This window comes from Streptomyces sp. NPDC054796 (genome assembly GCF_053611545.1).
In genome coordinates this window covers 22308-34433 of record NZ_JBSHAO010000018.1, presented here as the reverse complement: position 1 = coordinate 34433, position 12126 = coordinate 22308, and the positions used below count along the sequence as shown (strand labels likewise).

Sequence of the window (12126 nt, the reverse complement as noted above, 5' to 3'; positions counted from 1 at the left end):
CGAAGGAGCCACGCATGTCGGTAGCACGCCAACTGAAAAAAGCGGTACGTCTGCCACGCGCGCGGTCCCGTGTGGACCTGAGCCACCCCGTCCGCTCCCCGCTCGGCACGGCGGTGGTCAACTGCGTCGCGTACCAGGAGGGGAACCGGCAGGACGACGGGGACTGCCCCGTCAAGGAAGTGATCGAGCGCGTACGGGAGTCCGGCACCGGCTTCGCGTGGATCGGGCTGCACGAGCCGACGGCCGAGGAGTTCGCGGGCATCGCCGACCTCTTCGGACTGCACCCGGTGGCCGCCGAGGGCGCCGTGGTCAGGCACCAGCGGCCGAAGGTGGAGCGGTACGACGACACGCTGTTCGCGGTCTTCAAGACGGTCGGCTACGTCGAGCACGGCGAGCTGACCGCGAGCAGCGAGGTCGTGGACACCGGCGAGATCATGGTCTTCACGGGCCCCGACTTCGTCGTCACCGTCCGCCACGGACGGCACGGTTCGCTGGGCCCGCTGCGCGAGGAGCTGGAGGCGGATCCCTCGCAGCTGGCGAGGGGCCCGGTGGCCGTGCTGCACGCCATCGCCGACCATGTGGTGGACGACTTCATGGACGTCACCGACGCGGTCCAGGACGACATCGACCAGGTGGAGACCGACGTCTTCGCCCCGGACGCGGCCAGTACCGCCGACCCGGCCCGCATCTACCAGCTCAAGCGCGAACTGCTGGAGCTGAAGCGCGCCGTGGCGCCGCTGGACCGGCCGCTGCACCGGCTGACGCACCAGGCGATGCCGATGGTCGACACCGAGATACAGAAATATTTCAGGGACGTCGCCGACCACCTGACCAGGGTCAACGAGCAGATCGAGAGCTTCGACGAGCTGCTGAACTCCATTCTCCAGGCCAATCTGGCCCAGGTGGCCGTCGCGCAGAACGAGGCCATGCGCAGGATCAGCGCCTGGGTCGCGATCGTGGCCGTCCCCACCATGTTCTGCGGGTTCTACGGCATGAACTTCGACCACATGCCGGAGCTGCACTGGCGCTACGGCTATCCGCTGGTCCTGTGCGTCATCGCGGTCATCTGCTACACGATCCACCGGGGCTTCCGCCGCAACGGCTGGCTCTGAGCCCCCGCCCCCGCGCCGTCATGGCGCGTCCGGGGCGTCGGCGCCGTCCACGGGGTCGTCGAGGTCGTCGGACTCGTCCAGCAGTGCCTGGCCCGAGACGACCGTGTCCGCCCAGTGCCGGTGCATCCACTCCAGGTGGCCGGTGCGGCTCGCGGCGATGCGCAGGGTGTCCCAGTTGGGGAAGAGCTGCTGTGCCACGTGCGCGGTCATCAGCCGGGGATCCACCTCGAAGAGGTGGTCGAAGCGCTCGACGGCGACGTCGCCGGCCCGGCGCGGGGGAGGCGGCGTGTGCTCGTCGGCGTAGCGGTAGCCCTCCATCAGCGCTCCTCGCCCTCTTCTCCGTACGCCCGGTGCAGCCCGTACTTGCCGGGGTTCATGATGTTGTGCGGGTCCAGGACCTTCTTGATGTCCAGCATCACGTCGTAGCCGCCGCCCAGTTCCATGGGCACCAGGTCCACCTCGCCCTCGCGGCAGGAGCCGTGGCAGGCGCTGATGGAGCCCCCGTGGCGCAGCGCGACGGCCGCGATGTCCCGCTTGGCGTCCACCCAGGCGGCCCACGCCGCGTCGTCCAGCTCCTGCTCCCAGATGCCGACGTCGATCTCGGTGAGGTAGTCCACCCCCGTGTCGGCGCTCGTGTAGCAGAACATGCCCCAGTCGTCGAAGACGTCGAACCGCTCGCGCAGCCCGGCCACGATGGCGTGCCACTCGCGGCGCACGGCCGGCAGCTCCGTCCAGTTGATGGCCGCGTCCTCGCAGTGCCAGCTCATCGGCGCCACCTGACCCGCGCGGGTGCGGCCGTGCAGCGGGGTGGCGTAGCGGTCGTGCCGTGCCGCCCAGTCGCCGTGCGAGATCTCGTCGCCGAGGTAGCGGGCCCCCGCGTCGCGCGCGATCCGCATGAAGCGGCGCCCGCCCGCGAGGACCTCGTCCTCGTTGCCGTAGGCGACGGCGCAGACCAGCGCCCGTACGTCGGACGGCTGCGGGATGTACGCCTCGTCGTCCCTGCGCAGGTAGTCGACCTTCCACTCGTCGAAGAGCACGGCCCCGGCGAACGTCGCCACCCCGGCCTGCGCGAGCAGCTGGACGCAGCGGTAGGCGCCGTCGTAGTCGGGGAACGCCCAGAACGGCGAGAACTCCGCCTCCGGCTTCGGGTACAGCTTCAGCGTCGCTTCCGTGGCGATGCCCAGCGTGCCCTGGTGGCCCATGAACAGATGCTTGAGCTGATAGCCGCTGGAGCTCTTGGACACCTTGGGCCCGCCGCCGTCGCCCACCCTGATGATCTTTCCCGTCGGCAGGACGAACTCGAAGCTGAGCACCAGATCGCGCGAGTGCCCGTAGCGCGAGCCGATCAGCGACCAGCCGCTCGTGCCGATCCTGCCGCCGACGAGCGAGCAGGGGTACGAGGCGGGATCGTCCGGATAGATCAGCCCGTACGGCGCCAGCACCTCGTTGAGCTTCAGCATGTTGATGCCCGTGCCGACGGTGCAGGTGCGGTTGTCGGTGTCGATCTCCTTGACGGTGTTCAGCCGCTTGACGTCCACGACGATGCCGCGCCGCTCCGGCACGGCGCCGTCGGTGAGCCCGGTGCCGCCGTCCCTGGGCACGATGGGGATGCGGTGCGCGTGCGCGATCCGTACGACCTCCGCGACCTCCTCCGCCGTGCCCGGCATCACCACGAGGTCGGGTACGCGCTCGCTCCAGCGGTGCACGGGGAAGGGGGCGGGGACGCGGGCGCGGTTCATGCGCGCGGTCTTGGAGGTCAGCACATACGCGCCGCCGAGCGCGTCGGTGAGTTCGGTGAGCACCCGGTCGGAGAGCTGGGGCACGGTGGGAGTACGGGTGGTGCGCGCGGCGGTGGTGCGCGGGGTGGTGGTACTGGTGGTGGCCGACGGCCCGTCTGCCGTGGGCCCGTCCTTCGGCTGAGAAGTCATCGGCCCGTGCTCCCTCCCACCTCGATGCCGAGCGAGACGGCGAGCAGTTCGTGCAGGTCCACCACGTCGACGGAGACGGCCTCCCCGGCCTCCGCCAACGGGCGTTCCGACCAGGGACAGGCCGAGACCAGGGTGTCCACGTCCAGCTCGGCGGCCTTCGCGACGCGGCCCTCGCTGATCCGCGCCGTCAGCTCCGGCTTCTCGACGGGCAGTCCGCCGCCCGCGCCCGAGCAGTACGACCACTGGGTCACGCGGTCCACGTCGTGGAACGTCAGCCCGGGGATCGCGCGCAGGATGCGGCGCGGCTCCTCCCACACGCCCTTGCGCTTGTTGAGGCGGCAGGGGTCGTGGTAGGTGATCGTGCGCTCGACGGGCACGGTCGGGGTCAGCCGTCCGTTCCCGATCAGTTCGGCGAGGAGTTCGACCACGAGGACGATCTCGATGTCGAAGTCGGCGCCGAAGTAGGCCGGGTAGTCCTCCGTGAAGGTGATGTAGTCGTGCGGGTCCAGGACCAGCACCCTGCGCACGCCGCTCGCCCGCCAGTCGGCGAGGTTGTGCTCGGCGAAGCGCCGGGACTGCTCGCGGTAGCCCATCTCGGCCGCGGGCCCGCCGCAGCACCACTGCTCGCGCATCAGCCCGAAGTCCACTCCGGCGCGCCGCAGGATCTGCGCGACGGCGCGGGGGACGGAGGTGCGGTGGAACGCCGCCTCGCAGTCCACGAACAGCACCGTCTCCCCGCCGACGGGCAGGTCAAGACCCTCGGCCCAGTCCCGCACCCGTTCCTGCCCGACGGGCACGTCACCGAGCACGGGCTCGTGCGACCGCTCGTCGGTCAGCCGGTTCCACCGCCGGTACCCCGGCTGGTGCACGCCGTTGTCGACGGCGAGCGCGCGCATCCGCTTGACGAGGTCCACGGTACGGGTGCGGAAGCGGTAGAAGTCGCCGGTGAACAGGGTGTTGGGGCAGCGCAGTTCGCAGGCACCGCACTGGGTGCAGTTCACATAGTCCTCGGCGACGTCCTCGACGGTCAGCTCGCCCTGCTCCATCGCGACGACGTTGGCGTGGAAGGCGGTCGGCGTCCAGGACTCGTTGCGGGTCACCTGCATGACGGGGCACACCTCGCGGCAGAACTTGTGGCCCGAGGAGAAGCAGTTGTAGGCGGCGTCGCGCCAGTCGGAGAGGAACTCGACGGTGACCGGGGCGTGTACGGGTGCGCCGCCCTCGGAGGGGGGCTCGGCGGAGGGATCGCCGGTGGGTTCGGCGGAGCGTGTGGCGTGGGGTGGGGCGTCGTCGTCGCGATCGGTCATCGGTATGCCTCCACTCGCAGGGGCCGGCCGTGCGGCGTACGCGCCCCGGAGGGGCGGGCGTTCCGCTTCCCCGGCTGATGACGCGCGTTAACCTATGACTTCATAGTTCATGTGACAAGAGGGCGGAGGGGAGCAGGGTGAGCGGGACGGAGGTCTCCGGCGCGGCGCGGCACATCGTCTTCGCGCCGCTGGGGGAGGGCGGCAGGGTGGACGTCGTCGCGCGCCGCATCAGCGAGGCGATCGGCCTCGGCCTGATAGCCGACGGTGAGCAACTGCCCAGCGAGACGGCGCTCTCGGGCGCGCTGAACGTCTCGACGGTGACCCTCCGCGAGGCCCTCGCGCTGCTGCGCCAGCGCGGTCTGGTCGAGACCCGCAGGGGGCGCGGCGGCGGCAGCTTCGTACGGGCGCCGGTCGACGCCTCCGTCGAGCGGCTGCGCGCACGGCTGCGGGAGACGGGCGTGCACGAGCTGCGCGAGATCGGCGACCACCACCTCGCCGTCTCCGCGACGGCGGCCAGGCTCGCCGCCGAGCGCGCCTCGGACGAGCATGTGCGGCGGCTGGGGGAGTGGGTGGAGCGGCTGGCCGCGGCCGAGAGTGTGGGCGAGCGCAGGAGGGCAGACGGCCGCTTCCACATCGAGGTCGCCGCGGCGGCCCAGTCCACCCGGCTGACCCGCCAGGAGATCGACCTCCAGGGCGAGATCGGCGAACTTCTGTGGCTGCCCTTCGGGGAGGCGGTCGTGCACGAGGAGGCCGTGCGGCAGCACCGGGGCATCCTCGCCGCGATCGAGGCGGGCGACGGCGCGCGGGCGCGGGCGCTGAGCGAGGAGCACATCGAACTGGGCGTCAACCGGCTCATCGCCTTCCACCTCCAGCTGGTCAAGAGCTGAGCGCCCCCCGGGGGGGGGCACGACGTGGGGCCCGCCGCTTGCCGGAGCCGTGCCCGGGAGGCGTACGGGGAGCGCCGCAGGGGAAGCCGTGCGGACAGGCGCCGTGCGGTGAGCGGCCGTGCGGGCAGGGGGAGGTGGGCAGCCGTGGCCGAGGCGGAGGGTTCCGCGTACGGGGCTCAGGACGAGCGCGCGGTGGGCGAAGGGCCGCTGGGTGCGGGCCCGTCGAGCGGTGGCGGTCCGACGGGCGGCGGCGGTCCGACGGGCGAGGGCGTCGCGAACGTGGGCGCGGGCGCTGACGCGGGCGTGGCTGCGGCGATCACCGGCGTCGAGACGGTGCTGGCGGACGTCTTCGCGGGCGTCGGAGTGCTGCGCGAACGTACCGCCGCGCTGCTCCGGCGCGCCCGCGCCGAGGGCCGCAGGCCGACGAGCGCCGACCTGGCCACCCTGCGCCCGACCGTGCTGCGGCACCTCGCCGAGTCCCGCGGCACGCTGGCGGGCACGGGCGTGATCGCGGCGCCCGGCGCCCTCGGCGACAGGGCACGCTGGCTGGAGTGGTGGCGCGTACCCGACGGCACGGCGGCGGGCACAGGGGAGGGCACCCCCTGCCCGCTCTGCGTCGACCTGGACCCGGGCAGCGTCGGCGCGTACGAGTACCCCGCCGCCGACTGGTTCGACGGGCCACGCCGCACCGGCCGCCGCGCGGTGGTCGGACCGTACGTCGACTACGCGGGCACCGACGAGTACATCCTCACGTGCGCCGCGCCCGTCGGCCTCGGCCAGGACTTCTTCGGCGTGGCCGCCGCCGACATCCGCGCCACCGACTTCGAGCGCGCCGTACTGCCCCTGCTGGAGGCGGAGGGCGGCGCTGCGCTGCTGGTCAACGCGTCCGGCCGGGTGCTCGCCTCCAACACGCCCGACGCCATCATCGGCTCCCTGGCCCCCGCCGACGCGCGGCGCGGCGATGTGCTCCCGCGCGGCGACAGGTGGGCGGACTGCACGGGGCTGCCGTGGTCACTGGTACGGCTGTGAGACCGGCCCCGGCCCGTACCACGCGATACCCCAGCACCTCACCTCGCTCGCGCCTCACTCGGCGGCCATCGTCGCCTGCCACGCACCCGGGCGCCGGCCTGTCGCCTTCCTGAAGAACACCGAGAAGTTGGACGCGTCGGGGAAGCCGAGCGCGTCGGCGCAGCGGGCCGAGGTGAGGCGGTCGTGTGCGAGGAGGCGTTTGGCCTCCAGGACGATCCGGTCGACGATGTACGCCTTCGCCGTGCGGCCGGTGACCTGTTGCACCGCTCGCGAGAGGGTGCGGGGCGCGTAACCCAGCGTCCGGGCGTAGTAGCCGGCGTCGTGGTGTTCCCGGAAGTGCGCTTCGACGCTGGACCTGAACAGCCGGAACACCGGATGCGCGGACCGTGCCTCGGTATGAGGTGGCCGCAGCCGGGCGAGGAGCGCGGAGAGCAGGATCCCGGGCAGCTCCGTCGGGACGTCCCCGGGCGGGGCGGATGCCTCCAGGAGGAGATGGTCGCGCGCGGCGTCGACGAACGGCCGGTCGGCTTCGGGAATGCTCCAGTGCGCGACGAGGTCCGGGGACGCGACGAGTTCCCGGGTGGCGTGGGTGACCGGCGCGGTCGGCACGAACAGCACGAGGTGCCCCGCCACACCGTCGACGTCGTCCCATCGGTGGACCGCGCCGGGCGCGACCCACACCGCGGACCGCTCCCTGAGCGGGTGCCGGAGGAAGTCCACCGTGACGGAGCCGTGGCCTTCGTCGACGAGCGCGAGGACATGGAAGTCGGCACGTTGCGTGCCGCCGTCGTTCAGCTCGCGGAGGCGGTCGAACGTCATCGTCTCGACCGCGGTGGCGCGCCGCCCCGGGGGCTGGTAGGTCATCTGCCGGATCACCGTCACGTGTCCAGTTTTCACCATCGGGCGACCGGTCGGGCCAATGCCGCGCGCGAGCGCGGAAGTTTGCATGAAGGCACAGGAAAGCGCAGGGCAAACGCCCAGGACACTGACCGGGAGAGACACGATGACCATGACCCAGCAGCCGCTCCTGCCCACTTACGACCATCGGCCGGGGACCGGGCCGACCCTGGTGTTCCTGCACTACTGGGGTGGTTCCGCCCGTACCTGGGACCTCGTCGCCGACCGCCTCGCGGGTCGTGATGTGCTCACGCTCGACTTCCGCGGGTGGAGCCGGTCGAGCGGCCTGCCCGGCCCTTACACGCTCGGCCAGCTCGCCGAGGACACGCTCGCCGTGCTCGCCGACGCGGGCGTCACCGACCACGTACTGGTCGGGCACTCGATGGGAGGCAAGGTCGCGCAACTGGTCGCTGCGACCCGGCCCGTCGGCCTGCGCGGCATCGTGCTCGTCGGCTCCGGCCCGGCGAAGCCCGCCGCGCAGATCACCCCTGAGTACCGGGAGACCCTCTCCCACGCCTACGACTCCGACGAGTCCGTGGCCGGGGCGCGGGACCACGTCCTCACCGCGTCCGAGCTGCCCGCGTCGGTCAAGGCGCGGATCGTGGCCGATTCGCGGGCCTGCGCCGACGCCGCACGCACCGAGTGGCCGCTGCGCGGCATCGCGGAGGACATCACCGCGCACACCCGCATGGTCAGCGTTCCCGCCCTCGTCGTCGCCGGGGAGAACGACCAGGTCGAGCCCGTCGACGTGCTCCGCGACAACCTGGTGCCCTATCTCTCCCAGGCCGGCTTCACGGTGATCCCGGACACCGGCCATCTGATCCCGCTGGAAGCTCCGGCCGGCCTCGTGGACGTCATCACGGCCTTCGCACCGGCAGCCTGACCGTCGCCATGGGCACACACCTGTCCGCGCATCTGCGCCAGCTCTTAATGGGAGCGTTACGCCCTCGAAGGGGCGGCGTCACAGTGAACACAGAGGCTGAAGAGGTCAGTTGGCCCACGCGACGGGCCACCGGTCACCGGCAGCACACCTGAACACACCTGACATCCGGTCCTCCCCCCACGATCCGACCAGGATGGGACCTCACGCATGCCTTACGTACCGAGCCGTGCCCAGCCCCGCTACGCGCGTAGCGGAGCGGGCCGGGGCGCAGCCACCGGCGCCTCCGAACCCACCGACACATCCGGCGCTCCGCTGGCGCTGCTCGAACCCGCGCCCGCGCCCGGCGACACACACGAACACGAGCCCCACCACGCCTCCGCCTCCGCCCCCGCCTCCGCTCACGTTCTGGCCGTCGGCGCCCCCGGCCCGAGACGGGAGCGGCTCACCCGCACCCTGCTGGCCAACGGGCACGAGGTCAGCCACGCGGCGCCCGGCGAGGTGACCTCGCGGGTGAAACAGGCGCCGCCCGACGCGATCGTCGCGCTGCACGAGGAGCGCGCGGGCCTGGACGTCATCGGCGAGGTGCGGGCCGCGCCCGTCGGCAGGGCGCTGCCGCTGCTCATGGTCACCGACGGCGCAGCGCCCGGCGGCGTGGTGGACATGCTGCGGCACGGCGCGGACGACTGCGTGCCGGAGACCTCCGACCCGGCCGAGCTGTCGGCCCGGATAGAGGCCAAGCTGCGCCGCGTGCCCGTCCCCGTCGAGAACCTGCTGCGCGACCCGCGCACCGGCCTCTACTCCGCGCCGCACTTCCACGACGAACTGGGCCGCGAACTGCGCCGCCCCGGCGCCGGACGCCGCAGCGGCGTCGTGGCCATGGTGGCCGTCGCCGAGATGAGTCCCCTGGAGGCCAGGCTCGGCCCGCGCGTGCGCAGGGAGGTCGCGGAGCGGCTGGCCGGGGTCGCCGAGAAGCTGGGCAGTCCGTGGGACCGGCTCGGCTGGGACGACGACGGTCATCTGCTCGTGCTGATGCCGGGCGTGGACGAGGAGACGGCGCGCGCGGCGCTGCGCGAGTTCGCGCACACGGTGGCGGGCACCCGTTTCGTCGTCGCCGACGAGAACGTCCGGCTGACGCCCGCCGTCGGCTGGCTCCCGCTCGCCGAGTGCGCGGGACCCGGCGGACCCGGCGGCCAGAACCCGGGCCCGGACCCGGCGCAGGCCGTCGTGGCCAAGGCGCGCGACGCGGTCACCGAGGCGCTGCGCCACCGGGACCTGCTGCCCGTCGCCTACGCCCCCTGGATGCGCGACACGGGGCAGCACCGCCGCCGCCCCCTCACGGCCTTCGTGCGCCCGCTGCTCTCCGCGCTCTCCCCGCTGCTGGTGCTGCTCGTCGGGGTGGGCCTGCCGTTCCTGCTCTACCAGCAGTTGTACGAGCTGGGCTGGGACCTGGGCTCCGGCGTCTACTGGGTGGTGGTCGCCGGGCTGCTGGTCTCGGCGCTGCTGATCGTGCTGGAGTGCCTGTTCTCGCTGGACGCCGAGACCAGGCCGGAGCGGCCCGGGCAGCCCTACCCGCCCGCCAGCGCCGTCATCGCCGCCTACCTGCCCAATGAGGCGGCGACGATCGTCGACACCGTCGAGTCCTTCCTCCGCCAGGAGTACCCGGGCGAGCTGGAGATCGTCCTCGCCTACAACACCCCGCACCCCCTCCCCGTCGAGGACACCCTGCGCGAGATGGCCCGCCGCGATCCGCGCCTGGTCCTGCTCCCCGTGCGCGGCAGCACCTCCAAGGCGCAGAACATCAACGCGGCGGTCACCCGCGTGCGCGGCGAGATGGTGGGCATCTTCGACGCCGATCACCACCCGGCGCCCGACGCGTTCCGGCGGGCCTGGCACTGGCTGTCGAACGGCTACGACGTCGTCCAGGGGCACTGCGTGGTACGCAACGGGGACAGCTCCTGGGTCTCCCGGCTGGTGGGCGTCGAGTTCGAGGCCATCTACGCGGTCAGCCACCCCGGCCGCACCAGGCTCTACGGCTTCGGCGTGTTCGGCGGCTCCAACGGCTTCTGGCGCACGGACCTGCTCGCCCGCACCCGGATGCACGGCTCCATGCTCACCGAGGACATCGACTCCACGATGCGCGCACTGGGCGAGGGCGCGCGCATCGCCACGGACCGCACCCTCGTCTCGCGCGAGCTGGCGCCCACGATGCTGGGCCCCCTGTGGAACCAGCGGTCCCGCTGGGCACAGGGCTGGCTCCAGGTCTCGCTCAAGCACCTGTGGCACGGGCTGCGCTCCCCGGCGTTCACGCTCCGGCAGAAGGCGGGGCTGTTCGTGCTGCTCGGCTGGCGCGAGATACAGCCGTGGCTGACGCTCCAGATCCTCCCCGTCATCCTCTACTCGGCGTGGCGCGCGGGCGGGGTGCACCAGCTCGACTGGGCGGTGCCGCTGTGCCTGCTCGCGCTGCTGTTCACGATGTCGGCGGGTGTCGTACAGGCCGCCTTCGCCTGGCGGCTGGCCGTGCCCGAACTGCGCGCGCGGCGCGCCTGGTTCTGGTCGTACCTCCTGGTCACCACCGTGTTCTACAGCCACTTCAAGAACGTGATCGCCCGGCAGGCGCACCTCAAGGAAGCCCTGGGCGACCGCCAGTGGCGGGTCACCCCGCGCGCGGCGAAGGCGGTGGCCAAGCCGTGAGCCTGCACCGGACCCGGACCCCGACCCGGGCTCGGAAGCCCGCACGCACCCCCACCCCGCCCGAGGGCGCGCCGGCGCGCAGCAGGGCCCGGGAGATCGAGGGCTACCGAGGGCTCGCCGCGCTGAGCACCGTCGTCTTCCACGTCTGGCAGCAGTACGTCACCTACGACGCGGACGGTTCACGGCCGCCCGTGGACAACCCCTACCTCGGCGCGCTCATCTCCCTCGAAGTCATCGACCTCTTCTTCGTGATGTCCGCCTACCTGCTGACGCTCTCCTACGCGCGCGCCGCCATCGACGGCGGCCCGACCCGGCCCGCCGGGGTCTTCCTCTTCCGGCGCGCCATCAGGATCGTGCCGCTGTACTTCCTCGCGGTCCTGGTCGTCTGGGCCAGCCGCAACCCGACCCTGCCGGGCGACTGGCCGGACCTGTTCGAACACCTCACCTTCACCCACGTCTTCGACAAGGACCGCATCTTCTACACCCTCGGCCCCACCTGGTCGCTGTCCCTGGAGATGCTGTTCTACGTCGCGCTCGTCGTGCTCGGCCCGCTCGCGGTGCGCGTCTGCCGCGCCGTCGGACGGCGCGGCGCGCGGGTCGCGGTGTGCGCGGGAGGGTGCGCGCTGCTGTTCGTACTGCCGGTGGTGTGGATCGCGGTGGCGCACTACGCGCTGCACGTGCCGCACACCGAGTGGCCCGTCTACTTCGGCCCCCAGGCGCGGTTCGGCGGCTTCGCCGCAGGCATGGGCCTGGCCGTCGCGACGGTCGCGCTCGGCGAACGCGGCAGGCCCGGCGCCCCGCTCGCGGGCACGCTCACGCTGACGGCGTTCGCGGGCGTGTACGCCCTGTCGCTGTACTCGGAGCCGGGCAACGCGGGCTTCACCTTCTACCATCCGATCGCCGCCGTGCTGTGGCTGGTGATGCTGTACGGCACCGTCCACGTGGCCAGGCGTCCGCGCTGGCACCGGTTCCTGCGGGCGCGCTGGCTCACAGGGGTGGGCCTGGTCAGCTACAGCCTCTTCATCTGGCACGAGCCGATCATGCTGCGGCTCTACGGCGCCGGGCTGCTCCCGCACGGGCAGGAGGGCTTCCCGCCGGCCGTCGCCGTCGTGCTGCTCGTGGCGGTGCCCGCGGCCGTGCTCAGCTACTGGGCCGTCGAGTATCCGGCGAGCCTGCTCGGCAGGCTCAAGGACCGCGCGGGCAGGCCCCGCGACTTCTATCCGGCGGACCCGGACCCGGACCCGGCGCACCCGTCGGACCCGGCGGACCGGAAAGGCCGGGGGGAGGTCCGGGAGAGCCCCGCGCGGGCGGGCGCGGAGGTGCACGGGACCGCGTAGCCACCGTGGCCACCCGCGCGCCGCCGCCCGCAGACCCGCACCGCGTCAAGGCCCG

General features: G+C 72.6%; 10 protein-coding genes. 6 read left to right on the top strand and 4 right to left on the bottom strand.

Translation table 11 applies throughout. The features are described from left to right. Positions 1-14: 14 nt before the first annotated feature. Complete coding sequence (locus tag ACWGJ2_RS17220) at positions 15-1112, top strand: magnesium and cobalt transport protein CorA (protein ID WP_453346926.1); 1098 nt, start codon at positions 15-17, stop codon at positions 1110-1112. 18 nt (positions 1113-1130) lie between these two features. Here ACWGJ2_RS17220 and ACWGJ2_RS17215 read toward each other — a convergent pair whose 3' ends face one another. From ACWGJ2_RS17215 to ACWGJ2_RS17205, 3 genes are read right to left on the bottom strand one after another with little or no spacing between them, the layout of a single operon-like run. Continuing rightward, on the bottom strand, positions 1131-1430 hold the full coding sequence (locus ACWGJ2_RS17215) for a hypothetical protein (RefSeq protein ID WP_453346925.1): 300 nt from the start codon (positions 1428-1430) through the stop codon (positions 1131-1133). Then, complete coding sequence (locus ACWGJ2_RS17210; RefSeq protein ID WP_453346924.1) at positions 1430-3040, bottom strand: FAD-binding oxidoreductase; 1611 nt, start codon at positions 3038-3040, stop codon at positions 1430-1432. Before ACWGJ2_RS17210 ends, ACWGJ2_RS17215 begins: the two co-directional genes overlap by 1 nt. Next, complete coding sequence (locus ACWGJ2_RS17205; RefSeq protein ID WP_453346923.1) at positions 3037-4347, bottom strand: (Fe-S)-binding protein; 1311 nt, start codon at positions 4345-4347, stop codon at positions 3037-3039. Before ACWGJ2_RS17205 ends, ACWGJ2_RS17210 begins: the two co-directional genes overlap by 4 nt. Before the next feature lie 137 nt (positions 4348-4484). Here ACWGJ2_RS17205 and ACWGJ2_RS17200 point away from each other — a divergent pair, with 137 nt between their 5' ends. Together ACWGJ2_RS17200 and ACWGJ2_RS17195 are read left to right on the top strand one after the other, a co-directional pair. Beyond that, positions 4485-5234, top strand: coding sequence for a FadR/GntR family transcriptional regulator (locus ACWGJ2_RS17200; RefSeq protein ID WP_453346922.1), 750 nt, complete (start codon positions 4485-4487; stop codon positions 5232-5234). A 144-nt stretch (positions 5235-5378) separates the two neighbouring features. Further along, a complete protein-coding gene (locus ACWGJ2_RS17195; RefSeq protein ID WP_453346921.1) occupies positions 5379-6263 on the top strand; it encodes a cache domain-containing protein in 885 nt (294 codons plus the stop codon). 54 nt (positions 6264-6317) lie between these two features. Here the strand turns inward: ACWGJ2_RS17195 and ACWGJ2_RS17190 are convergent, their stop codons facing one another. Then, positions 6318-7145, bottom strand: a complete 828-nt coding sequence (locus ACWGJ2_RS17190; protein WP_453346920.1) for a helix-turn-helix domain-containing protein — start codon at positions 7143-7145, stop codon at positions 6318-6320. Positions 7146-7266: 121 nt separating this feature from the next. Between ACWGJ2_RS17190 and ACWGJ2_RS17185 the strand changes: the two genes are divergently transcribed. The 3 genes from ACWGJ2_RS17185 (at position 7267) to ACWGJ2_RS17175 (ending at position 12071) form a co-directional block, all read left to right on the top strand. Continuing rightward, complete coding sequence (locus ACWGJ2_RS17185) at positions 7267-8043, top strand: alpha/beta fold hydrolase (RefSeq protein ID WP_453346919.1); 777 nt, start codon at positions 7267-7269, stop codon at positions 8041-8043. Between the two features lie 207 nt (positions 8044-8250). Continuing rightward, positions 8251-10734 carry a glycosyltransferase gene (locus ACWGJ2_RS17180; protein WP_453346918.1) on the top strand — a complete coding sequence of 828 codons (2484 nt, stop codon included), beginning with the start codon at positions 8251-8253 and terminating at the stop codon, positions 10732-10734. After that, positions 10731-12071, top strand: coding sequence for an acyltransferase family protein (locus ACWGJ2_RS17175; protein ID WP_453346917.1), 1341 nt, complete (start codon positions 10731-10733; stop codon positions 12069-12071). Before ACWGJ2_RS17180 ends, ACWGJ2_RS17175 begins: the two co-directional genes overlap by 4 nt. The last annotated feature ends 55 nt before the right edge of the window (positions 12072-12126 follow it).